The organism is Elstera sp., assembly GCF_044372965.1.
GTDB lineage: Bacteria > Pseudomonadota > Alphaproteobacteria > Elsterales > Elsteraceae > Elstera.
The window spans coordinates 1-20788 of the sequence record NZ_JBILQX010000004.1; the positions used below are offsets into that span (position 1 = coordinate 1).

25 protein-coding genes and 1 riboswitch are annotated in these 20788 nt (G+C 61.3%); of the genes, 13 read left to right on the forward strand and 12 right to left on the reverse strand.

Annotated features, from left to right (window positions below; all coding sequences use genetic code 11):
• The 4 genes from gcvPA to ACIQ36_RS01170 form a co-directional block, all read right to left on the reverse strand.
• The coding region (gene gcvPA, locus ACIQ36_RS01155) for an aminomethyl-transferring glycine dehydrogenase subunit GcvPA (protein WP_395824582.1) at window positions 1–957 on the reverse strand (957 nt) is incomplete at its 3' end.
• A gap of 3 nt (window positions 958–960) precedes the next feature.
• The gene (gene gcvH / locus ACIQ36_RS01160; protein ID WP_395824584.1) at window positions 961–1332 is read right to left on the reverse strand and encodes a glycine cleavage system protein GcvH; all 372 of its coding nucleotides are present in this window, start codon (window positions 1330–1332) and stop codon (window positions 961–963) included.
• Window positions 1333–1344: 12 nt separating this feature from the next.
• The gene (gene gcvT / locus ACIQ36_RS01165) at window positions 1345–2466 is read right to left on the reverse strand and encodes a glycine cleavage system aminomethyltransferase GcvT (protein WP_395824587.1); all 1122 of its coding nucleotides are present in this window, start codon (window positions 2464–2466) and stop codon (window positions 1345–1347) included.
• A 146-nt stretch (window positions 2467–2612) separates the two neighbouring features.
• A riboswitch (glycine riboswitch) is annotated at window positions 2613–2702 on the reverse strand.
• A 67-nt stretch (window positions 2703–2769) separates the two neighbouring features.
• Entirely contained in the window at window positions 2770–3003 is a 234-nt protein-coding gene (locus tag ACIQ36_RS01170; RefSeq protein ID WP_395824590.1) for a hypothetical protein, read from the reverse strand.
• Window positions 3004–3054: 51 nt separating this feature from the next.
• Here ACIQ36_RS01170 and ACIQ36_RS01175 point away from each other — a divergent pair, with 51 nt between their 5' ends.
• Window positions 3055–3810 carry a hypothetical protein gene (locus ACIQ36_RS01175; RefSeq protein WP_395824592.1) on the forward strand — a complete coding sequence of 252 codons (756 nt, stop codon included), beginning with the start codon at window positions 3055–3057 and terminating at the stop codon, window positions 3808–3810.
• 81 nt (window positions 3811–3891) lie between these two features.
• Here ACIQ36_RS01175 and ACIQ36_RS01180 read toward each other — a convergent pair whose 3' ends face one another.
• The 3 genes from ACIQ36_RS01180 to ACIQ36_RS01190 are packed head-to-tail and all read right to left on the reverse strand — an operon-like array spanning window position 3892 to window position 6058.
• Window positions 3892–4266 (reverse strand): hypothetical protein, encoded by a 375-nt coding sequence (locus ACIQ36_RS01180; RefSeq protein ID WP_395824595.1) that lies wholly within the window; start codon window positions 4264–4266, stop codon window positions 3892–3894.
• Complete coding sequence (locus ACIQ36_RS01185; RefSeq protein WP_395824597.1) at window positions 4263–4994, reverse strand: pseudouridine synthase; 732 nt, start codon at window positions 4992–4994, stop codon at window positions 4263–4265. Before ACIQ36_RS01185 ends, ACIQ36_RS01180 begins: the two co-directional genes overlap by 4 nt.
• Window positions 4994–6058 (reverse strand): class I SAM-dependent methyltransferase, encoded by a 1065-nt coding sequence (locus ACIQ36_RS01190; protein WP_395824600.1) that lies wholly within the window; start codon window positions 6056–6058, stop codon window positions 4994–4996. Before ACIQ36_RS01190 ends, ACIQ36_RS01185 begins: the two co-directional genes overlap by 1 nt.
• A gap of 134 nt (window positions 6059–6192) precedes the next feature.
• Here ACIQ36_RS01190 and ACIQ36_RS01195 point away from each other — a divergent pair, with 134 nt between their 5' ends.
• Both ACIQ36_RS01195 and ACIQ36_RS01200 read left to right on the forward strand, forming a co-directional pair.
• On the forward strand, window positions 6193–6972 hold the full coding sequence (locus tag ACIQ36_RS01195; RefSeq protein WP_395824603.1) for a DeoR/GlpR family DNA-binding transcription regulator: 780 nt from the start codon (window positions 6193–6195) through the stop codon (window positions 6970–6972).
• On the forward strand, window positions 6972–8129 hold the full coding sequence (locus ACIQ36_RS01200; RefSeq protein ID WP_395824606.1) for an MFS transporter: 1158 nt from the start codon (window positions 6972–6974) through the stop codon (window positions 8127–8129). Before ACIQ36_RS01195 ends, ACIQ36_RS01200 begins: the two co-directional genes overlap by 1 nt.
• On the opposite strand, the gene ACIQ36_RS01205 is transcribed toward ACIQ36_RS01200, so the two are convergent.
• Window positions 8126–9013, reverse strand: a complete 888-nt coding sequence (locus ACIQ36_RS01205) for a lipid kinase (RefSeq protein WP_395824609.1) — start codon at window positions 9011–9013, stop codon at window positions 8126–8128. The genes ACIQ36_RS01200 and ACIQ36_RS01205 overlap by 4 nt on opposite strands.
• A 204-nt stretch (window positions 9014–9217) precedes the next feature.
• On the opposite strand from ACIQ36_RS01205, the gene ACIQ36_RS01210 reads away from it, so the two are divergent.
• Window positions 9218–9772: an RBBP9/YdeN family alpha/beta hydrolase gene (locus ACIQ36_RS01210; protein ID WP_395824612.1), complete on the forward strand. Its 555-nt coding sequence runs from the start codon at window positions 9218–9220 to the stop codon at window positions 9770–9772.
• Here ACIQ36_RS01210 and ACIQ36_RS01215 read toward each other — a convergent pair.
• Window positions 9751–10242 (reverse strand): cupin domain-containing protein, encoded by a 492-nt coding sequence (locus tag ACIQ36_RS01215; RefSeq protein WP_395824615.1) that lies wholly within the window; start codon window positions 10240–10242, stop codon window positions 9751–9753. The genes ACIQ36_RS01210 and ACIQ36_RS01215 overlap by 22 nt on opposite strands.
• A 151-nt stretch (window positions 10243–10393) precedes the next feature.
• Between ACIQ36_RS01215 and ACIQ36_RS01220 the strand changes: the two genes are divergently transcribed.
• From ACIQ36_RS01220 to ACIQ36_RS01235, 4 genes are all read left to right on the forward strand, one after another.
• Window positions 10394–11329 carry an alpha/beta fold hydrolase gene (locus tag ACIQ36_RS01220; protein WP_395824618.1) on the forward strand — a complete coding sequence of 312 codons (936 nt, stop codon included), beginning with the start codon at window positions 10394–10396 and terminating at the stop codon, window positions 11327–11329.
• 112 nt (window positions 11330–11441) lie between these two features.
• Window positions 11442–12062 carry a ribonuclease D gene (locus tag ACIQ36_RS01225; protein WP_395824621.1) on the forward strand — a complete coding sequence of 207 codons (621 nt, stop codon included), beginning with the start codon at window positions 11442–11444 and terminating at the stop codon, window positions 12060–12062.
• 333 nt (window positions 12063–12395) lie between these two features.
• On the forward strand, window positions 12396–13511 hold the full coding sequence (locus ACIQ36_RS01230; protein WP_395824624.1) for a porin: 1116 nt from the start codon (window positions 12396–12398) through the stop codon (window positions 13509–13511).
• 152 nt (window positions 13512–13663) lie between these two features.
• Window positions 13664–13957: an SCP2 sterol-binding domain-containing protein gene (locus tag ACIQ36_RS01235; protein WP_395824627.1), complete on the forward strand. Its 294-nt coding sequence runs from the start codon at window positions 13664–13666 to the stop codon at window positions 13955–13957.
• Between the two features lie 10 nt (window positions 13958–13967).
• Here ACIQ36_RS01235 and ACIQ36_RS01240 read toward each other — a convergent pair whose 3' ends face one another.
• The 3 genes from ACIQ36_RS01240 to tldD form a co-directional block, all read right to left on the reverse strand.
• Window positions 13968–14384: a type II toxin-antitoxin system VapC family toxin gene (locus ACIQ36_RS01240; RefSeq protein WP_395824630.1), complete on the reverse strand. Its 417-nt coding sequence runs from the start codon at window positions 14382–14384 to the stop codon at window positions 13968–13970.
• A complete protein-coding gene (locus ACIQ36_RS01245; RefSeq protein ID WP_395824633.1) occupies window positions 14384–14638 on the reverse strand; it encodes a type II toxin-antitoxin system Phd/YefM family antitoxin in 255 nt (84 codons plus the stop codon). Before ACIQ36_RS01245 ends, ACIQ36_RS01240 begins: the two co-directional genes overlap by 1 nt.
• Window positions 14639–14722: 84 nt before the next feature.
• Complete coding sequence (tldD, locus tag ACIQ36_RS01250) at window positions 14723–16174, reverse strand: metalloprotease TldD (RefSeq protein WP_395824636.1); 1452 nt, start codon at window positions 16172–16174, stop codon at window positions 14723–14725.
• A 339-nt stretch (window positions 16175–16513) separates the two neighbouring features.
• Between tldD and coxB the strand changes: the two genes are divergently transcribed.
• The 5 genes from coxB (at window position 16514) to ACIQ36_RS01275 (ending at window position 20758) form a co-directional block, all read left to right on the forward strand.
• Window positions 16514–17368 (forward strand): cytochrome c oxidase subunit II, encoded by an 855-nt coding sequence (gene coxB, locus ACIQ36_RS01255; protein WP_395824640.1) that lies wholly within the window; start codon window positions 16514–16516, stop codon window positions 17366–17368.
• 29 nt (window positions 17369–17397) lie between these two features.
• The gene (gene ctaD, locus ACIQ36_RS01260; RefSeq protein ID WP_395824643.1) at window positions 17398–19020 is read left to right on the forward strand and encodes a cytochrome c oxidase subunit I; all 1623 of its coding nucleotides are present in this window, start codon (window positions 17398–17400) and stop codon (window positions 19018–19020) included.
• Between the two features lie 75 nt (window positions 19021–19095).
• Window positions 19096–20040, forward strand: a complete 945-nt coding sequence (locus ACIQ36_RS01265; RefSeq protein WP_395824646.1) for a heme o synthase — start codon at window positions 19096–19098, stop codon at window positions 20038–20040.
• Window positions 20040–20180: a hypothetical protein gene (locus tag ACIQ36_RS01270; protein ID WP_395824649.1), complete on the forward strand. Its 141-nt coding sequence runs from the start codon at window positions 20040–20042 to the stop codon at window positions 20178–20180. The genes ACIQ36_RS01265 and ACIQ36_RS01270 overlap by 1 nt, the downstream gene beginning before the upstream one ends.
• On the forward strand, window positions 20177–20758 hold the full coding sequence (locus ACIQ36_RS01275) for a cytochrome c oxidase assembly protein (protein ID WP_395824652.1): 582 nt from the start codon (window positions 20177–20179) through the stop codon (window positions 20756–20758). Before ACIQ36_RS01270 ends, ACIQ36_RS01275 begins: the two co-directional genes overlap by 4 nt.
• The last annotated feature ends 30 nt before the right edge of the window (window positions 20759–20788 follow it).

The following is a 20788-nucleotide window of genomic DNA, read 5'->3' on the forward strand; positions in this document are numbered from 1 at the left end:
CTCGCGGCGAATATGTTGCTCGCGGGTGGAGAGCGTCAGCACCCAGCCGCGCTTACCATCGGCATCGATTGTTTCGCCGCAGAGGCGGCCCGGCATCTGGCGCATATATTTTTCGCGCGTGGCGAACAGCCCAACATAGGGACCGCCGAAGTTCAGCCCATTGCCGATGGACTGGCCTTCGGCCACGACGATATCCGCCCCCATCGCGCCCGGCGGCATCAACGCGCCGAGCGAGAGCGCTTCTGTCACCACCACGACCAGCAGCGCGCCCTTGGCGTGGGCGGCGGCGGCAAGCGGGGTCAGGTCGCGGATATGGCCGAAGACGGAGGGGTTCTGGACAACGACGCAGGCCGTCTCTCCATCGATCCGGCTGGCGAGATCTTCCAGCCCTTCCGGGTCGGCGGCGGCAGCGTCCAGGGTGAAATCGCCATAGGCCCCGTGGGTTTCCACAATCGCCTTATAATGCGGATGCAACCCGCCCGAGAGCAGCGCCTTCTTGCGCTTGGTCACGCGGTTGGCCATCACCACGGCTTCCACGCAGGCGGTAGAGCCATCGTACATGGAGGCGTTCGCCACCTCCATGCCGGTGAGCATCGCCACTTGCGTTTGAAACTCGAACAGATATTGCAGCGTGCCTTGCGCGATTTCCGGCTGATAGGGCGTATAGGCCGTCAGGAACTCGCCGCGCTGGATGATGGAATCGACGCTGGCGGGCACATGGTGGCGGTAGGCCCCGGCCCCGATAAAGAAGGGAACGTCCCCCGCCACCAAATTCTTCGCGGCCATCGCCTTTAGGGTGCGTTCAACCGAAAGCTCCCCGGCGTGGAACGGCAGATCGACCGGCTTTGTACGCACGGCAGCGGCGGGAACATCGACGAAGAGGGCATCGACGCTGGGCGCGCCGATCGTGCCAAGCATGGCCCGGCGATCGCCCTCGGTCAGCGGTAAATAGCGCATCGCTTAGGCTCCGATATGGGCCTGATAGGCCGCTTCGTCCATCAACCCATCGAGTTCGGACGGGTTGGACAGGGTGATTTCGAAGAACCAGCCGTCGCCCTGCGGGTCGCTGTTCACCAAGCTGGGGTTATCGGGCAGCGCGGCATTGACGGCGGTAATCGTGCCCGACACCGGCGCGAAAATGTCGGAGGCGGCTTTGACCGATTCGACCACGGCGGCTTCCTTGCCCTGCGCGAAGGTCGCGCCCACGGCGGGGAGTTCGACGAACACCACATCGCCCAACTGCTCTTGCGCATATTGGGTAATGCCGACGCGGGCGGTGGTGCCCGTAACCTGCACCCATTCGTGGTCGGCGGTAAATTTCACGGTGGACATGGAAACTCTCTCCTAGCGAACGTAACGATGGGGCGTGAAGGGCAGCGGCGCGACATGGGCCGGAACCGGCTTGCCGCGTAAATCGAGAAACAGTGTGCGGTCCGGCGCGGTATGGCTGGCGGCGACATAGCCCATCGCCACAGGGCCTTGCACAGAGGGGCCAAAGCCGCCGCTGGTGATTACGCCAAGCGCTTCGGTTAGCCCGGCATCGGCATAAATCTTGGCGCCTTCGCGCACCGGCGCGCGGCCTTCGGGCTTAATGCCGACGCGGCGGCGGGCGGGGCCGTCCAAAAGCTGGGTTTGAATAACCGTATCGCCCGGAAAACCGCCCTCGGCCCGGCGACGCTTGGAGATGGTCCAGGCCAGATCGGCTTCGATGGGGCTGGTCCCTTCCGTAATATCATGGCCATAGAGGCACAGCCCGGCTTCGAGCCGCAGCGAATCGCGCGCGCCGAGGCCAATAGGCTTCACGGCGTCATGGGCAAGCAAAGCCTGCGCCAGCGCTTCCGCCGAGGCATTGGGCACGGAAATCTCGAACCCATCCTCGCCGGTATAGCCCGAGCGGGTGATGAACAAAGCCACGCCGTTCCAGGCAAACTCGGCCCCGGAGAGAAAGGCCAAGGCTTCGACGCCCGGCACCAGCGCCTTCAGCACCTCCACGGCCTTCGGGCCTTGTAGGGCGAGCAGGGCGGCGTCCGAATGCTCAAGAATATCGCAGTCGGTCAGTTCGGCGCGAAACCGGTCGATATCCTGGGTTTTGCACCCGGCGTTGACGACCACGAATAGCCGGTCTTCCAGCTTCGTTACCATCAAATCATCGAGAATGCCGCCATCGGCCTGGGTCAGCATGGTGTAACGCATGCGCCCGATTTTCAGGATTTGCAGATCACCCGGCACCAGCCGTTCCAGGGCGACCGCCGGATCGGTGCCGTCCTTGCCGCGAATTGTGACTTGGCCCATGTGCGACACGTCGAACAGGCCCGCGTTGTCGCGCGTCCAGGTATGTTCGGTCAGAATCCCGGTTGGGTATTGCACCGGCATGGCATAGCCCGCGAAGGGCACCATGCGCGCGCTAAGGCTGCGGTGGAGCCCATCAAGCGCGGTCGTATGAAGGGGAGTATCAGTTTCAGTCACAGATCCGGTGCCTTTCGCGCAAGCAAACTCGCGTGCCGTCCTCCGACGGCGGGCACCCCCTCTGTCTGATTACCTGAAAGATCGACCGGATTTATCCGGCTTGCCTCGTCGGTGGATGGCAGACGCCATCGCTTTCCAGAGCGGTCGATCCCTGTGCGGTCCTGGATGCCTGAGAGTTTCCGGGGTGGGTTGCTCCTTCGGCGGCGGACAGCTCCGCGCTCTCCCACGCAGGGCTTATGACCTATAGGGAGGTATGGGGGATTCGCGGGGGGAAGTCAACGCGGCGAGCGGTGCGGCCCGGATTTAAAAATTAATCTTGGCGATGAGGGCCGGAAGACCGGCGGCGATGACGGCAAAGGCCAGCAGCGTCCACCACGTCGGCAAGGAGGCGACGCGCCCTTTCAACTCTCCGAAGCTCTCGGCGCTCGGGAGGGTTTTCAGGCGCTCATCCATGCGCGTAATCATCGGCTCAAGGCGTTGAAGAACAGCCTTGATCTCGCTCACACTCGATTCTAGGGCGGCGATACGTGCTTCCATAGTAGGATCATGGGGGCCGCTACCCCCGCTGTCAACGCTAGCGGCGCCGGATTGAGCGGCAATGTCTACCTCCAAGCATATAATATTAACGATAAGAGATTGATTTTTTCAATTTATCGATTGTATTATAAAAAAATCTCTTTTATGGGAGTATTCAGGATGAGGTTATCGGCAAATGCTTTGATTATAATATTAATATTTTTTCTCTCTAGTTCATTTTCGTTGGCTAAGCAGGCTAATTCCTCAGGAATTGAAATATCTCAGTTGATAAAAATGTATATGCTGCCGGAAAAAGAAAGTTATAATGTTCTGCCGTGGGAAACTGGAAGTATGCCTAGCAGTCAAATTGATTGGCAGCATGCAGGTTCAAAAGAGTGTCCTCCGCACATATTGAACAAATTCCGAACTTATTTCTGTCGTCATGGGAAGGTAATCATAACAAGGAATGGAAAACCAACTCATACAGTGCTCGGGAGGGTTGTCGAGCCTGGAGTATGGGATATTACTTTGGCGGGCGCTCGTATGGGTGTTTTTCATGTGATAATTGAATCAAGCGATATCTCGCATGACCTCGGCTCTGATACCCTGACTGTTACTGGGAAGTCTCGGAGTGGAGTTAGATTTAAGGAAATTAAGGCTTGTGGCGGCTATGCGGGAGGGGCTGCTGAATTTAAAATTTCGGCCCCGGGCAGAAAAAACGCATTTGCTAACGTATCATGGAGCTGTGGCAGTGCCGGTTGCACTCCTGGAATAACTATCACTCCTGATGTGGGTGATGGAAATACAGGAGATTGCAAATTTTATTAATTTAAAAAATTTCTCGCCAATTCGTTTGATCATCGCAAATTATATCTTCTTAATAGAGTTGCGATGACTCTATTAAGAAGATCATTGCAAAATCAGATAGTTATTCTCAAATGCCACCTTCTGGGTGCGCACGGAGAGCACCACTTTCCGGCCGTCGCCCAGGGTTAGGCTCAACTGGCCTTTGGGGGAATTGGTCGGGCGGACGGCTTGCAGGATGATCCCGACGGTCGCATCGAACGACAGGTGAATGCCCTTATCCACCTTCGATTTCGTCACCGTATAGCCGCGCCCCGGCAGAATATAGAGCTGGCCGTTTTCTGGGACGACCGCGTTTAGGGTTTGGCGGTCGCGGACCACCACCACTTTGCGCTCTTCCTTGGCGGGCGCGGCGGTTGCCAGGGGGGCGAGGGCGGTCAAGCAGGCCAGGGCCAGCGCCGAAAAAGCGTATCGCATCATTCCTCCTCGCCCGCATCGGCGTTAAAGATCGCCGTCACGTCGGCGTCGGTCAAGGCGCGCCAGTCGCCGGGGGCCATTTGTCCCAGCCCGAGCCCGCCGATGCGGGCGCGGTGCAGGGTTTCGACGTGATTGCCAACGGCGGCCATCATGCGCCGCACCTGATGGTAGCGCCCTTCGGTGAGGCGCACTTCCACCTGTTTGCCATCGTCCGAAACCGCGCGCAGCCCGGCGGGTTTGCACGGGGTTTTTTCGTTTTGCAGCATTAGCGTGCCGCTTGCGAAAGCGGCCACTTCGTCACCGCGTAACGGGCGGGCGAGGGTGGCGTGATAGAGTTTCGTCACTTTGCGTTTGGGCGAGATGATCTTGTGCAGCAACTGCCCATCGTCGGTCATCAGCACCAGGCCGGAGGTGTCCTTATCGAGCCGCCCGGCTACCGACAGGACGGGATCGCGCCGCCGGAAGCGGGCGGGGAGCAGATCGTAGACCAGTCGGCCGGGATCGTCGGTGGAGCACACAAAGCCTTCGGGCTTATGCAGAATCAGCGTCAGCGGCGCGGGGTCGAGTTTTTCGCCATCGGCGGAGAGGCGCGCGGGGTCGATGCGGGGGTCGTCCTCCAGCACCGCGCCATCGTCGAGCGTCAGGCGACCGGCGGCAATCCAGCTTTCGGCTTCCCGGCGGGAGGCGCAGTAGCCCAGGGCCATCAACCATTGCGAGGCGCGTTTCTGCATTAGCGAGTTGCTTCCAGCAGCTTAAACCCATCTTGGTCGAGCAGGCTGCGCCAGGAGGCGAATTCGGCCTCCAGATCGGCCTCATAGGGCAGCGAGCGGTTGGCGACCAGTAGCAGTTTGCCGCCCGGCTTCAGCCCGTGGGCCGCCGCGCGAATGAACGCTTTCCCCAGGTCGGGCACGGCGGCGCGGCCCTGGTGGAACGGCGGGTTCATCACCACCGCATCCCATTGCGCCACGCCGTGCGGCTGCGTGGCATCGGCCCAGCGCACCGACACGCGCGGATCGCTAAGGTTCTGGCGGGCGAGCGCCACGGCGCGCGAATCGGCGTCCACCGCATCGATCCGCGTCACGCCAGGGCAGCGCGCCAGAATTTCCGCCGAGAGATAGCCCCAGCCGCAGCCCAAATCTGCCACCACACCCGCAAGGCTGGCGGGCAGATGCGCGGCGAGCAGGGCCGAGCCCGCGTCGATCCGGTCCCAGGCGAAGAGGCCGGGGGCGGTGGCGATGGGGGATTTTTCCGGCAGCAGCGGCAGGGCGCGCGCCGTCGCGCCCGCAATCCATTCGGCGGCGAGCCCGGTCTTGAACTCCGCGCCCTTCGCCGCCCACAGCACCCGGCATTTATGCTTGGAGAGCACGCCGACATTGCCGAACAGCGCGTCTAAATCGCCCTGGGAGCGGGCGGCCCCGCCGGTATTGGCGACGGCCATAGCGAGAATGCCGCCTTCGGCCAGAATCTCGGCCAACAGGGCCAAATCACCCAAGGCCCGCTCGCGCTGCTTGCCAGGGATATAGAGAATCAGGCGCGGCAGCGTGCCGTGATCGCTATTCAGGCGGGCGCGCAAATCTTCCGAGGTGGCGGGCACCGGCTGCACGGTCCAGCCGCGCTGGGCGAGCCGATCCGCCTGCGGTTCGAAATCTTCCAAGATCAGCGCGCGGGTTTGCGGCAGCGCGTCCAGCGGCACGCCAGCCCCGAGCCCCTGCACGAGGATCGGCCCGGTTTCGGGAAGGGCAATCAAGCCCCGGTCGAGCGCTACCGCAAGGGCGGCCTGTTCGGTCTCAGTCATCCCTCTCCCCTACAGCGGGATGGGGGCAAAAGGAAGACGAAACGATGACGCGCGTGCGACGGGTTTTCCGATACTTGCATGTTCAGGCATAAATCGGCATAAACTTGCGAAAACACGCATTATCGAGATTGAGCATGATTCTCGCAGAAGAGCGGCGGCAGCATATTTTGGAGGCGATTACCCAGCAGGGCCGGGTGGTCGCCGCCGATTTGGCGCAGCGTTTCGCCACGTCGGAAGATACGATTCGCCGCGATTTGCGCGATCTGGACCGGGCGGGGAAGCTGCGGCGGGTTCACGGCGGCGCGGTGCGCCCTTCGGCGCTGACCTCCGATTTCCGCGAGCGGGTGGCGGCGGATGTGCCGCGCAAACAGGCGCTGGCGGCGGTAGCAGTCGGGCTGATCCAGCCGGACGATATCGTCTTGATCGACGCGGGCAGCACCAATCTCGCCCTCGCCCATCTGTTGGAGGATGGGGCGGCGATGGCGGTTGTGACCAACTGCCCGGCGATTGCGGTGGCGCTGGGGCATTTCATCCGCACGGAAGTCATTATGCTCGGCGGTACGGTCGCGGGCGGCACCGGGTCGGTGCGCGGGGCGCGGACCCTGAAGGCGCTCGCGGATATTCGCGCCGATCTCTGCTTTATCGGGGCGTGTGGGCTTGATCCTGCCTATGGGCTCGCGGCCTGGGAGGGGGAGGATGCGGCGCTGAAACAGGCGATGATTTACGCCAGCCGCCGGGTGGTTTCGGCCATCGTCACCGAAAAGCTGGCCCGCCCGGCACCGTTCAAAGTGGCCGATGTGGCGAGCCTCGATCAGATCATCGTCGAAGCCGATGCGCCGGGGGATCTTTTGGCGCGGCTGCGCGCCGCCCCGGACGCGCCTGAAATTCTCATTGCCGGACAGGAACCCCGTTGATGCCCCCCACACGTCGCGCCCGCTGGGTGATCTCGGCGATCTTTCTCGCCAATGGCATGGGTTACGGATTGTGGGCCGCCCATGTGCCGATTCTGCGCGATGCCCTGGGGCTGACGGAAAGCGCGCTGAGCCTCATTCTGATGCTGGTGGCGGTGGGGGCGCTGCTCGGTATGCCGCTTGCGGGCTGGCTCGGCGGGCGGATCGGCACCCATCGCGCGACGCAGATTTTCCTGCCCGCAGCACTCGTCTCAATCGTGTTGCCGATATTGCTCGCGGTCTTCCTGCCGGAAACCGCGCCGCGCCTAACGCTCGTGGCGGTCAGCGCCATTCTGTTCGGGCTTGGCAATGGCGCGCTCGATGTGGCGATGAATGCCCAGGCTAGCACCGTGGAAAAAGCGTTGGGTTCGCCAATGCTCTCCAGTTGTCATGGGTTCTTCAGCCTTGGCGGGTTGCTTGGCTCTGGCCTTGGCGGTGGGTTGATCTTGATCGGTTTCGGGCGCGGCGATGGGATGGCGGTGGTTCTGCTCGTGGCGCTCGTGCTGCTGACCTTGCCCGCCCGCCATTTGCTGCCCGCCGCCGCCGAGGCGGACGCCAAGAAGAAATTTCCCTTTACGGGCGCGGTCGTCGCCCTTGGGGCGCTCGCCTTTGGCTGTTTCATGGTTGAAGGCGCGGTCGCCGATTGGAGCGCGCTGTTGCTGACCAGCACCCTGCCGCCGGGGGGCTCGGTCGGGTGGGCGGCGGCGGGCTATACGGCCTATTCGCTGGCGATGGCCTGCTGCCGCTTTGCCGGCGATCGGATCGTCGGGCATTTCGGCCCCCTGCGGACGCTCGCGGTGAGCGGCATTGCCATTGCCATCGGGCTGCTGATCGCGGTGACGGCCCCGGTGCTGGCTTTGGGCGCGGCTGGCTTCGTTTTGGTCGGGCTTGGGGCGGCGAATGTCGTGCCGGTGCTGTTCCGCGCGTCGGCCAATCTGCCGGGCATCAGCCCCAGTGCGGGCGTCGCGGCGGCGGCGAGCTTGGGCTATGCCGGGTTTCTGATTGGCCCGCCGCTAATCGGCTGGGGAGCGGCGCACTCCAGTCTCAATCTGGCGCTGGGGGCGCTTGCCGTTATGGGCGTGGCGCTGTTAGCCGGGCGGCGGCTCGTGACGCGGGCTTAAGGCACGATCATCTGGATAGCGGCGGGATGGACGGTGAAAACGGCGGGCGTCGCGCCCAGGACTTCGCCGTCCATATTGATCGATTTGGCCCGGCGCGTTGCGATCTCGAACCGCCGCCCGCGCAACGTGCGGACATCGGGGCTCAGGCCGTGGCGGCCCGTGGGGAAGGACCCCGCGATAGCCAGAAGCTTCCAGACCGCTTTGAACTCCAGCGAATAAAGATCGAGCTGGCCATCATTAATGTCGGCCCCCTGCTCCACAACCATGCCGCCGCCATAGTGCCGCCCATTGCCCACGGCGATTTGTAGCGTTCTCACCAGAATCGTGTGCCCGTCCGCGTCGGTAATGGCGGCGTGGAAGGGCCGGGCTTCGGCCAGCGCGCGCACGAGCGCCCAGAGATACCCGAGCCGCCCCCAGCGCTTTTTGCTGGTGCTAGAGAGTTTGTCGGCCAGCTTTACCGACAGGCCGAGGCTGGCGACATTGAAAAAGAAAGCGCCGTTCACGTCCCCCAGGTCGATGGCTTTCAGCCGCCCGGCGGCGATGACGCGCGCGGCTTCCGCCGGATCGAGCGGCAGGCCGAGCGTACGGGCGAGGTCATTGGCGGTGCCCGCCGGAATCAGCCCCAACGGCAGGCCGGTGCGAAAGGTCGCGGCCGCCACCGAATTGGCGGTACCGTCGCCGCCGACCGCGACGATGAGGTCGGCCCCAGTGGCTTGGTCGCACAGGCGGTTGGTCAGAGTTTCCCGGTCAGAGGGGTCGATCGGGACAAGCGCGATTCCCCGTTCGGCGAAAACGCTCTCGACGGGGCGAAGCGCTTCGCTGCCCCGGCGGCTGCCGGGATTGGCGACGAGAAGGGCGCGGCGCGGGGCGATTAATCCGGTCATGGCGGCTCCTCGGGTGGCGCGGGTAAGGGAGCGGTAAGATCGTGGCGGAACTATGAGAATAATCACAGGATGAGAGTAATTTATTGTCCAGGATCGAGAGCGGCTACAGATTGAACGTAGAAATAATGTGCATCGTAAAATTACCCTTGGTATGCGTTGTTAAATTTGTCAGTTTCCCGGCGAGCAATCCCGAGGCGAGGCCCCATGCGCATTCTCGTTCTTCCCGGCTCCGGCGGCTCCGGCCCCAATCATTGGCAGAGCCGCTGGCAGGCGCAAAACCCGGAGTGGCAGCGGTTTTCCCCGCGCGATTGGGATGCGCCAGCCTTGGCAGAGTGGCTAACGGCGCTCGACTTGGCGGTGGCGGCTGAGCCCGAGCCGCCGCTGTTGGTCGCCCATAGTCTGTCCTGCCTGCTGGTCGGCCATTGGGGCGCGACGCGGCGAACCCCTGTGCGCGGGGCGTTTCTGGTCGCCCCGCCGGACCCGAACGCGCCGATCTTCCCCGCCGAAGCCGCCTCTTTCACCCCCGCAGCGCAGGAAAAGCTGCCGTTTCCGGCGCTGCTGGTGGCGAGCACGAATGATCCCTACAGCAGTGCCGAGTTTGCGCAAACCCTCGCCGAGGCCTATGGCGCATGGTTCCTGTCGCTGGGGCCGCTGGGACATATCAATACCGACAGCGGCCACGGTGATTGGCCGGAGGGGCTGGGACTGTTGACGACGTTCGCCGAAAACCTGAACGCCTATTCCTCGCCGTCCCAGTAATCAACTTCATTGTCTTTGCGAAGGGTAAGGCTCAGGCGGCGCTTGTCCTTATCGCCGCCGGGGGCGGCCCCCGCGAAGGCCACGATTTTCCCTGAGTCCGGATATTCCATCACATCCGGGTGCCGCATGCTGCTGACCGCGAGATAGCGCAGCGGCCCTTCGCCCGTATTGATAAGCTGATGCGCCGCCTCTATGCCGCCTGCCGGACAAACCACGACCTGCCCCGGCCCGACCGGCACCGTTTCGGCCCCATAGCGCAAGAGGCCGCTCCCGGACAGGATCACGAACATCTCATCATTATTGTGATGGTTGTGCATCGGCCACGCCCGTTTCCCAGGCGGCACTTCGATGAGGCGTGCGCCCAAATGCTCCGCCCCCGTCCCCGCCGTAATCGAGGCGAAGAAGGTTTCGAAGGTTTCGCCGTGGGCTTGGCGGGTATAGCTGAGATCGGTAAGGGTAACGATGGGCATTCAAGGGCGCTCCCAGAAGTGACGCATTAGTCAAGATAGAAACGATAAATATGGCAATTGTCTAAGCTTTAGGCAGACCAGCGCTTTCCGCATTGGACAGATCGGGCGCAGCGCGAAAGGCTCAATCGGACTCCCGCGAAAGGGCTGATTGATGCCTGACCTTGCTCCGATACCGCAGTCCTTCCATACCATAGCCCAGGATGGGACGGCGATTCACGGCACGCTATGGCGCGGCGGGGGCGAGGGGGCGCCGGTCGTCACCCTCCATTGCGCAACAGCGGTCCATAGCCGCTATTACGCGCGATTTGCCGCGTGGCTGGCCGTCCAAGGCTTCGATGTGCTCACGTATGATTATCGCGGCATCGGCGGGTCGCGCGCGGGGCCGTTACGCGGCTTTGCGGCGGATTGGATCGATTGGGCGCGGCTCGATGCCGAGGCGGTGATGACCTATGCCGAAAGCCGCTTTCCGGGGCGTCGCTATTATGCCGTGGGCCATTCTATTGGCGGGGTTTGCGTCACGCTGGCCCCCGCCAGTCATCGGCTGACCCGCATTATCACCGTGGGGGCGCAGTTCGCCTATTGGCGCGATTATGCGCCCGAACAACGCTGGCAGATGCTGCTGCGCTGGCACCTCTTCATGCCGATGCTCACCGAGGTTTTGGGCTACTTCCCCGGTAAGCGCTTGGGTTGGCTTGAGGATGTACCGAAGGGCGTGGTGCGCAATTGGGCCCGGATGGGGCCGCGCCTAGAATCGGCGCTCCGGCGCGGGCGGCACGGCACGCTGTCCTTGGAGCCTCGGGCAATCGCCCCGCAGATTGCTGGAATAAGCGCCCCTGTGCTCGCGGTGAGTTGCACCGACGATCCTTTTGCGACGGTCGCCGCAACCGAGCGGTTGCTGACCTATCTAGCCGGGGCTGAGCGGCATCATCTGCGGCTCGACCCGAGCTTGGTTGGGGTTCCCGAGATCGGCCATTTCGCTTTTTTCCACGCGCGGTTTCAGCCGAGCCTTTGGCCCCTGGTTCCGGCGTTTCTCACCGATGATCGTCTGCCCGGCGATGGGTTGGGAAGCTTGACGCGCTTTTACTGAAAACATTTGCCCCTGATATTTATTGCCGGAGAGGGCGAAAATCAGCCATACCCGGCCCCAGCAAGCGGATCGGTAAAGATCGGCGGATTTTTCGGAAGACGGGAGTTGGGGCATGGCAGAATTTCTCTATAAGGGCGACCTTCCCGATGGGCTGTCGCTGGGGCCGGTTGTGGCCATTGATAGCGAAACCATGGGCCTGAATATTGGGCGCGACCGGCTTTGCCTCGTCCAGCTTTCGGGCGGCGATGGCAATGCCCATCTCGTGCAAATGCCGATGCCGGGGAAATACGGCCGCATGGAAGCGCCGAACCTTGCCCGCCTGCTGGCCGATCCCGACGTGCTGAAACTCTTCCACTTCGGGCGGTTCGATATTGCCGTGATGCGCCATCACCTCGGCGTGCTGACGGCCCCGGTCTATTGCACCAAAATCGCCTCCCGCCTTGTGCGCACCTATACCGACCGGCATGGGCTGAAGGATCTGGCCCGCGAAACCATCGGCGTTGATCTTTCGAAGCAGCAGCAATCGTCCGACTGGGGGGCCGAAACCTTGACGCCGGAGCAATTGGTTTATGCGGCTTCCGATGTTCTGTATCTGCACGCCATCAAAGCCAAATTGGACGCGGCTTTGGAGCGCGAAGGGCGCACCGAATTGGCCCAAGCCATGTTCCGTTTCCTGCCGCATCGGGCCGAACTCGACCTGATCGGCTGGCCGGGCGATGTTTTCGAGCACTGAGAATAGGGGTTTTTACCCTGTCAGTATTGCCGTGTACGGGTCGCTGTACATCTCGATTACACGTCTTTTTGATAAGCTGTTGCCAGTTTGCAACACGGCACTTGCCTACCGCAACACGGATTGAATACACAATTTTTCAATGCGCTAGCGGGCCTGAAGTTGGAAAATGCATGTGTTTTCAGCACACTGGCGCAAGTTTGTGCGATGGCACTACGCTTGACACAGATCGCCCTGTTGTTACAGCGTTACACCGTGACAGCCCGGCAGCGCTTCGGTGCGCCGCGCTCGTCTTGCAATCTTGCGTTGCGATGACATGATCTAGGGGATTTAGGCATGAAGAAGATTTTGCTGGCCACGTCGGCGCTGGTTCTGGTTGCCGGTGCGGCTTCCGCTCAACAGGTGACGACGAAGGCTCCGTTTACGGTTACGCTCGGCGGTTCGGTCCGGTCGGATTTCATCATTGTTAACGACGATGCTGCTAACGCGGAATCGCGCGAAGCCCGTCTGGACTATCGCCTGACGCTGAAAGCCGAAGCCAAGGCCGAAAATGGTCTGACCTACGGCTTCAGCGCCCGTCTGCGCAACAACCAGAATGGTGGCAATCAGGCCCGTCAGGATACGTTGGGCGCTGATACGAAGTTCATCTATCTCTCCGGTTCTTGGGGTAAGATCGAACTCGGCGATACGCTTGCGGTCGACTCGCAGTTCGAAATTCAGGCTCCGTCGGTCGGTATCGGTCAAGCCGATTACGCTTTCGGCATCGATACGGGCCGTTTCAGCTACTACCATGCTAACGAAGGCGAGTTCGACACGAAGCTGGTGTATTACACCCCCGTGTTCGCAGGCTTCCAGGCCGGTATCAGCTACACCCCGGAAAAGGGTTCGGCAGGTCGTGATAACGCCCGTTCGAAGTTCGTTACCGGCAGCGGCAATGACTATAATGATCTGATCGCAATCGGCGCGACCTATACCCGTGAATTCGGCGATGTCGCCTTCACGGCAGGCGCTGGTGCCCAATGGGGCGACCAGAAGGATACGTCCGCAACTGTTAAGAGCGCGCTCGGTGATTACGCCGTGTGGCACCTTGGCGCAACCTTGGGCTACAAGGGCTTCGTGTTCGGCGGTCATTACTTCAACAATGGCGACACTGGCCTTGCGAAGGGTGATGAAGAATTCGGCTGGCAGCTCGGCCTGACCTATGAAACCGGTCCGTTCGCCGTTGGCGTGAACTACGCGCGCGTCGAAACCGATTATAAGGCGCGCGGCGTGACGGATACGACCGATTACGCTTGGGGTCTTGGTGCCGCCTATCAATTGGCTCCCGGCCTGTCGCTCCAGGGCGATATCGTGTTCTTTGAAGCCGAATCGGCCGACAAAGCAGGCCTGAAGGCCGGTAAGTCGAAGAACGACGGTACGCTCTTCACGTTCCGTACCCGCGTAGACTTCTAAGCGCCTCTTACGACGCGTTTAAAGGCGGGGGCATCGCTGCGGCGGTGCCCCCGTTTTGCTGTTTGGACTAGGGCGCAACAGATTGGCGTTGCGCAACCTAGGGCCGATCATTACCTTTACGTAAAAGTAAGATTGCCTTCGGGGAGACTGGGATGATGATGGAAACGCGCTTGCAAGCCGCTCTGGTAAATCTTTCGGGCTTGGGGGCGGTAGTGCGCTTCGATATGGGCGACGACGGCATCTATACCATCGATGCGCGCGCCGCCCAGCCGGTGCTGTCGACGGACAGCGACGCAACGGCGGACTGCACCATTCGGATTTCCACCGAAAACCTGAACAAGCTGATCGACGGCCAGCTTGATCCGATGCTGGCCTATACTTTCGGCAAGATCAAAGTTTCGGGTTCGCTCGGCATTGCCATGAAGCTGGTTAACGCCCTGGGCTAATGACCGCCCCTTAGCGCCAAGGATTGAGGAGCTGGACGCCCATCGTCGCAAAATCGGCGGTATTGCGCGTCGCAACCGTCATCCCATGGACCAGGGCGGTCGCGGCAATATAGGCGTCGTTAATCGGTTGCGGGGTCGGTACGTGCAGTTTGGCCGCACGTCTCGCAACGGCACTATCGACTGCCAGAATGCGACCGGTGAATGCCGGACGGACGAGGCTATCAAGCCACTCCCTTAACAGCGCCCCTTGCTGCGGGTCGCGCCGTTCAGACAGGAGAACCCCGACTTCTAGTTCGTGAAGCGTGATCGTGGAGACGAATAAGTCGGTCGTTTCAAGAGTTTCGGCCCACTTAACGACGTTTCTATCGGCTTTGCCGATGCGAATTTTCCGCAGTTCGGAGACGACGTTTGTGTCGAGCAGAAGCATTAGGACAGATCGACTACACGCAGCCGTTCGGTGCGCGCTGGAATTTCAAGCTCAACGTCTGCTGCCCCCGGCATAGCGAGGAGATCGGCGATATTGCGGCGCTGACCTGTGAGGCGTTGATACTCGGCAATACTCAACAGCACATGCACGGGCCGCCCCCGGTCCGTAATAAACACCGGACCGTGCAGCGACGCCTTTTTTGCCTTACCAAGATCTTGATTGAGTTCCCGACTGGATAGGGTGGTGATGGTCATATCACGCTCCAGCATCGCTTTGAATGTAGTAACGTTACCACGAAGCGCCGGGAATCACAATCTCGCGAAGGTGAATGGCAGCGCTTAGGCCGTCCCCCCCACCGTCATCGCGTCGATCCGCAAAGTCGGTTGCCCCACGCCGACGGGCACCGATTGGCCATCCTTACCGCAGGTCCCAATCCCATCGTCGAGGCGGCTATCATTGCCGATCATGCTAACGCGGGTGAGGGCGTCCGGCCCGTTGCCGATCAAGGTTGCGCCCTTTACGGCGGGGCCGAGTTTGCCGTCTTCGATCAGATAGGCTTCGGTCGCCGAGAAAACGAATTTGCCCGAGGTAATATCGACCTGCCCACCTCCGAAATTGGCGGCATAGAGGCCCTTTTTAACCGACGCGATGATTTCCGCCGGGTCTTTATCGCCATCGGTCATGAAGGTATTAGTCATGCGCGGCATTGGCGCATGGGCATAGGATTGCCGCCGCCCGTTGCCGGTGGGGGCGACGCCCATCAGGCGCGCGTTCAGCCGGTCTTGCAAGAAACCCTTCAAGATACCGTCTTCGATGAGCACGGTGCGCCCGGTTGGCGTGCCTTCGTCGTCAACGGTCAGGGAGCCGCGCCGATCGGGAATCGTGCCGTCATCGACCACGGTCACGCCAGGGGCTGCAACGCGCTGGCCGAGAAGCCCCGAGAAGGCGGAAGTTTGCTTGCGGTTGAAATCGCCTTCCAGCCCGTGGCCCACGGCTTCGTGCAGCAGTACGCCGGGCCAGCCCGCGCCCAAGACGACCGTCATTTCACCGGCGGGGGCGGGAACTGAACTGAGGTTAACGAGCGCTTGCCGCAGCGCTTCATCCACCATCGCCTGCCAGCGCTGCGGCTGAAGGTAGAGATCGTAAGCCGTGCGCCCACCCGCGCCCGCCGAGCCGGATTCCATCCGGTCGCCCTCGCCCACCATCACGGCGACATTCAGTCGCACGAGCGGGCGAATATCGGCAAAACGCGCGCCATTGCCGCGCACGATTTGCACCGCCGACCATTCGCCGTAGAGCGAGGCCATCACTTGACGCACGCGCGGGTCGCGGGCACGGGCGTAAGCGTCGATGGCTTCGAGCAGTTTGATCTTGGCGTCAAAACCCACATTCAGCAGCGGGTTGAGGTCCGAATAGAGCGCGATTCCGCCGGGGGTGGGGGCGGTGCTGAGGGCAACGCTGCCATCATAGCCCTTGCGCACAGCACTGACCGTGTCACCAGCACGGCGCAGCGCGGAAAGATCGAGCACGGAAGCATGGGCATAGGCGGTGGTATCGCCCAAAACCGCCCTTAAACCAAAGCCTTGCGTAGTATCGTAGCTCGCGCTTTTCAGGCGGCCATCGTCGAAAGAGAAGCTCTCGGATTGCGTGTATTCGAGGTATAATTCGCCATCGTCGACCGCCCGCAGCGTATCGGCGACCAGGGTTTCCGTCGCGCTCTGGTCGAGCCCGGATGCCGAGAAAAAGAGCGCATCGCTCTGGGCAAGGGCGGTGAGGGCGGAAACGGACATGGGTGACTCCTAAAGACGGCGGACAGTGAGCGATCAGCTCTTAAAGCAATGGGGTGTTCGGGCCGGAAGATCAATGCGCAGAATGTGTTATATGCGCTGCCCAGGGGCGATGTTGCGTTGCGAAAGACCCTGGTAGACTCTGCATTGATCCAAATCATTGCGGCTAGTCTTTGACAGATCGGGTTGCTCACGCCAAAATGCGGCCATTATCCAGGCTGCCCTGAGGGCCGCCGGGGGTGGAAACGCTTTGCGTTCGCCCTAGCTCGCTATTCGGTGTTCGGCGTAAGCTGCGATTGCCGAGAAGCGAAAGAGGCTGAGAGGACCGGAGGAAGGATGACCATGTCGCGTAAATGGGGTTGGCTTGTGGCCATTTTGGCGCTGCTCCCGCTGATGTTGGGGGCTGCTAGCAGTTTGGCCGTTGAACCGTCGGTCCCGGCGAATTGGGCGATGGGCATGATCGATGCGGCCTCGCCCGTTAAAGATCGGATTCATGATTTTCATGATCTAATGCTCTGGATCATTACCGGCATCGTGTTGTTCGTGCTGGTGTTGCTGCTGGTCGTGATCTTCCGCTTCAATGCGAAGGCGAACCCGACCCCGAGCAAGACCACCCACCATACGATGCTGGAAATCGTTTGGACTCTGGCTCCGGTGCTGATCCTGGTCGCCATCGCCGCGCCGTCGTTCCGCCTGCTGTATTTCCTGGATCGTGCGCCCAATGCCGAAATGACCATCAAGGTCACGGGGCATCAGTGGTACTGGTCCTATGAATACCCGGACAATGGTAATTTTACGTTCGACAGCTACATGCTGGACGATAAAGCTGCGGCCGAACAAAAAATGCCGCGCCTGCTGGGTGTTGATAACCGCCTGGTCGTTCCGGTCGACACGCAAGTGCGCGTGCTCGTGACTTCCGCCGACGTAATGCATTCCTGGCTGGTGCCGCCGTTCGGTGTGCAGATTTATGCTTTCCCCGGTCGCACCAACGAAACTTGGTTGCAGGCGAAGAAGGAAGGCATTTTCTTCGGTCAGTGCAACCAGATCTGCGGGATCAATCACGGCTTCATGCCGATTGCGGTTGAAGTCGTGTCGAAAGAGAAATTCGCGGCCTGGGCCAAAGAAGCGCAGACCAAATTCGCCGCCAATCAGCCTAGCGCTCCCGGCAATGCCGTGGCGCAGGCCGTGGCCCAATAAGCGATCTTTAGGATCAGGAGATAGAACCCATGGCGCACCCAACGGCAGCTCATGGCCATGACGATCATCATCACGCCGATCCTACCGGGTGGCGGCGGTGGTTGCTCTCGACCAACCATAAGGACATTGGCACCCTTTACATCATCTTCTCGGTTTTCGCGGGGCTGATCGGGTCGGCTTTCTCCGTCTACATGCGGATGGAGCTTCAAAATCCGGGCATGCAGTATATGGCCAATGGCCATGTGTGGAACGTCTTCACCACGGCCCATGGCGTCATCATGGTGTTCTTCGTGGTCATGCCCGCGCTCATCGGCGGCTTCGGCAATTGGTTTGTGCCGATCATGATCGGCGCGCCGGACATGGCCTTCCCGCGTCTCAATAACATCAGCTTCTGGTTGATGATCCCGGCTTTCGCCTTGCTGCTGGGCTCGGCCTTCGTGGGCGGGGAAAATGCGGGGGCGGGCGTGGGGTGGACGATCTATCCGCCGCTCTCCTCCAAGCTCGGCACCCCAAACGCCTCGATGGATATGGCGATTTTCGCCCTCCATCTGGCCGGGGCCTCGTCGATCCTGGGCGCGATCAACTTCATCACCACGATCTTCAACATGCGCACGCCGGGCATGACCCTGCACAAGATGCCGCTGTTCGTCTGGGCGATGTTGGTGACCGCGTTCCTGCTGCTGCTCGCCGTTCCGGTGCTTGGCGGCGCGATCACGATGCTGCTGACCGACCGTAACTTCGGCACGAGCTTCTTCGATCCGGCTGGCGGCGGCGATCCGATGCTGTTCTTGCATCTGTTCTGGTTCTTCGGCCATCCCGAAGTGTACATCATGATTTTGCCGGCCTTCGGCATTGTCAGCCACATCATCGCCACCTTCTCGCGCAAGCCGATCTTCGGTTATCTCGGGATGGCCTATGCGATGGTCGCCATCGGCGTGGTCGGTTTCGTGGTGTGGGCGCATCACATGTATACGGTCGGCCTGGACGTTAACACCCGCGCTTACTTCACGGCGGCAACGCTGGTGATTGCGGTGCCGACGGGCGTGAAGATCTTCTCGTGGATCGCCACCATGTGGGGCGGCTCGATTACCTTCCGCACGCCGATGCTGTTTGCGATGGGCTTCATCTTCCTCTTCACGGTCGGCGGTGTCACCGGCGTCGTGCTGGCGAATGCCGGGGTGGATGTGGCGCTGCACAATACCTACTACGTGATTGCCCACTTCCATTACGTGCTGTCGCTGGGCGCGGTCTTCGCCATGTTCGCCGGGTTCTACTATTGGATCGGCAAGATGTCGGGCCGTCAGTATCCGGAAACCTTGGGCAAGCTGCACTTCTGGATCACGTTCGTTGGCGTGAACCTGACGTTCTTCCCGATGCATTTCCTGGGCCTTTCGGGCATGCCGCGCCGTATTCCGGATTATCCGGATGCGTTTGCCGGTTGGAACCAAGTTGCTTCTTACGGTGCTTATCTGTCGTTCTTCGGCGCGATCCTGTTCGTGTACATCGTCATCCGCACCCTGACCTCCGGTCAGAAGGTCGGCGCGAACTATTGGAATGCGGAAGATTCGACCCTGGAATGGACGGTATCGTCGCCGCCGCCGTTCCACACCTTCGATGAACTGCCGGTTCTGAAGCAGACCAGCCACCATTGAGCGTAAAGCCGGGCGCGTCCTTTGGGCGCTCCCGGCCAGAATTTTGCCAAGCCGCCGCTCGGGGAGAGAATAAGAGTGAGTGATATAGCCGTTAGCGTGAACACCAGGGAAGCCGCTGCGCAAGGTGCGACAGCGCGGGATTTCTTCGCCCTGTTGAAGCCGCGCGTTATGTCGCTCGTTGTCTTCACCGGCGGCATTGGCTTGTTTTTGGCACCGGGTGCCCTTCATCCGGTGCTGGCGTTTGCCGCAATCCTTTGCATTGCCGTGGGGGCCGGGGCGAGCGGCGCGATTAATATGTGGTATGACCGCGACATTGACGCGATCATGACCCGCACGATCAATCGCCCGATTCCCAGTGGACGGGTTGATCCGTCCGATGCTTTGGCTTTTGGGGTCGTGCTGGCGGTTGCTTCCGTCATCGTCATGGGGCTGGCGGTCGGTTTTGCCGCCGCCCTAATGCTGGCGGTCTCCATCGCCTTCTATGTGTTCGTTTATACGATGTGGCTGAAGCGCCGCACGCCGCAGAACATTGTGATCGGCGGCGCGGCGGGCGCGTTTCCGCCAATGATCGGCTGGGCGGCGGTGACGGGGGATATTTCGCTCGCAAGCGTGCTGCTGTTCGCCATCATCTTCATGTGGACCCCGCCGCATTTCTGGGCGCTGGCGCTGTACCGGTGCGAGGATTACACCCGCGCGGGCGTGCCGATGCTGCCCGTCACGGCGGGCGAGCGCGAAACCAAGAAGCAAATTCTGCTCTATGCGCTGCTGCTCTGGCCGCTAACGCTCGCGCCGGTACTGATTGGCACCTTGGGCGCGGTCTATGCTGGCGTAGCGCTGGTGCTGGGCGCGCTCTTCGTCGCCCAGGCGGTTGCCGTGGCGCGGGCCGATTTGGCGGCGACTAAGTATAAATCGGCCAAACGCCTGTTCGGCTATTCGATCCTGTATCTCTTCGCCCTATTTGCCGTGATGCCGCTCGACCGTTGGCTTGGTCTGTCGCTCCCGGCGTGGATGATTTTCTAATGGCGACCCCGACCCACCCCCCCGCGCCGAAAGATCGCGCCAAACGCGTGCGCGGCAAGAATTTGGCGATGCTGTGGACCTTGATCGGTCTCGTCGTGCTGTTCTTCGCCATTACGGTAGTGCAGGTAGGGCGGCAATGAGCGCGCAAGGGTCTCATCAGCGCAATCGGCGCACGCTTATCTCGCTGGCGATGCTGGCGACGGGCATGCTGTGCCTCGCCTATGCCGCCGTGCCGCTCTATCAACTGTTCTGCCAGGTGACGGGCTTCGGCGGCGCGACGACGCGGGCGGAAGCTGCCTCAACCCATACGAATGAGCGGGTCATCACCGTCCGTTTCGATGCGAATACCGATGCGTCGTTGCCGTGGCGCTTCGAGCCGGTTCAGCGCAGCGTGGATGTGAAGCTGGGCGAAAACAGCCTGATTTTCTACCGCGCGAAGAACCTATCGAACGAGCCGATGACCGGCGTTGCCAGTTTTAACGTGACGCCGCTGAAAACGGGCGGCGTGTTCAGTAAGGTTGCCTGCTTCTGCTTCGATCAGCAAACCTTGCAGCCCGGCGAAGAAGTTGAAATGCCGGTGAGCTTCTATATCGATCCCGCAATGACCGAGGATCGGACGCTTGCCGACGTGAAAACTATTACCCTGTCCTATACCTTCTTCCGCGCAAAAGCGCAGACGGCGGCTGTGGCGGGGCCTAAAACGGCTTCGGGCGGTTAAACCCAAAGCTTTTGCGTGACATATTCCCCT

What these genes read in the sequence shown, in the direction of transcription:
- gcvH (WP_395824584.1), bottom strand. Translation starts at nt 1,332, where the DNA reads ATGTCCACCGTGAAATTTACCGCCGACCACGAATGGGTGCAGGTTACG.
- ACIQ36_RS01170 (WP_395824590.1), bottom strand. Translation starts at nt 3,003, where the DNA reads ATGGAAGCACGTATCGCCGCCCTAGAATCGAGTGTGAGCGAGATCAAG.
- ACIQ36_RS01180 (WP_395824595.1), bottom strand. Translation starts at nt 4,266, where the DNA reads ATGATGCGATACGCTTTTTCGGCGCTGGCCCTGGCCTGCTTGACCGCC.
- ACIQ36_RS01185 (WP_395824597.1), bottom strand. Translation starts at nt 4,994, where the DNA reads ATGCAGAAACGCGCCTCGCAATGGTTGATGGCCCTGGGCTACTGCGCC.
- ACIQ36_RS01190 (WP_395824600.1), bottom strand. Translation starts at nt 6,058, where the DNA reads ATGACTGAGACCGAACAGGCCGCCCTTGCGGTAGCGCTCGACCGGGGC.
- ACIQ36_RS01195 (WP_395824603.1), top strand. Translation starts at nt 6,193, where the DNA reads ATGATTCTCGCAGAAGAGCGGCGGCAGCATATTTTGGAGGCGATTACC.
- ACIQ36_RS01200 (WP_395824606.1), top strand. Translation starts at nt 6,972, where the DNA reads ATGCCCCCCACACGTCGCGCCCGCTGGGTGATCTCGGCGATCTTTCTC.
- ACIQ36_RS01205 (WP_395824609.1), bottom strand. Translation starts at nt 9,013, where the DNA reads ATGACCGGATTAATCGCCCCGCGCCGCGCCCTTCTCGTCGCCAATCCC.
- ACIQ36_RS01210 (WP_395824612.1), top strand. Translation starts at nt 9,218, where the DNA reads ATGCGCATTCTCGTTCTTCCCGGCTCCGGCGGCTCCGGCCCCAATCAT.
- ACIQ36_RS01215 (WP_395824615.1), bottom strand. Translation starts at nt 10,242, where the DNA reads ATGCCCATCGTTACCCTTACCGATCTCAGCTATACCCGCCAAGCCCAC.
- ACIQ36_RS01220 (WP_395824618.1), top strand. Translation starts at nt 10,394, where the DNA reads ATGCCTGACCTTGCTCCGATACCGCAGTCCTTCCATACCATAGCCCAG.
- ACIQ36_RS01225 (WP_395824621.1), top strand. Translation starts at nt 11,442, where the DNA reads ATGGCAGAATTTCTCTATAAGGGCGACCTTCCCGATGGGCTGTCGCTG.
- ACIQ36_RS01230 (WP_395824624.1), top strand. Translation starts at nt 12,396, where the DNA reads ATGAAGAAGATTTTGCTGGCCACGTCGGCGCTGGTTCTGGTTGCCGGT.
- ACIQ36_RS01235 (WP_395824627.1), top strand. Translation starts at nt 13,664, where the DNA reads ATGATGATGGAAACGCGCTTGCAAGCCGCTCTGGTAAATCTTTCGGGC.
- ACIQ36_RS01240 (WP_395824630.1), bottom strand. Translation starts at nt 14,384, where the DNA reads ATGCTTCTGCTCGACACAAACGTCGTCTCCGAACTGCGGAAAATTCGC.
- ACIQ36_RS01245 (WP_395824633.1), bottom strand. Translation starts at nt 14,638, where the DNA reads ATGACCATCACCACCCTATCCAGTCGGGAACTCAATCAAGATCTTGGT.
- tldD (WP_395824636.1), bottom strand. Translation starts at nt 16,174, where the DNA reads ATGTCCGTTTCCGCCCTCACCGCCCTTGCCCAGAGCGATGCGCTCTTT.
- coxB (WP_395824640.1), top strand. Translation starts at nt 16,514, where the DNA reads ATGTCGCGTAAATGGGGTTGGCTTGTGGCCATTTTGGCGCTGCTCCCG.
- ctaD (WP_395824643.1), top strand. Translation starts at nt 17,398, where the DNA reads ATGGCGCACCCAACGGCAGCTCATGGCCATGACGATCATCATCACGCC.
- ACIQ36_RS01270 (WP_395824649.1), top strand. Translation starts at nt 20,040, where the DNA reads ATGGCGACCCCGACCCACCCCCCCGCGCCGAAAGATCGCGCCAAACGC.
- ACIQ36_RS01275 (WP_395824652.1), top strand. Translation starts at nt 20,177, where the DNA reads ATGAGCGCGCAAGGGTCTCATCAGCGCAATCGGCGCACGCTTATCTCG.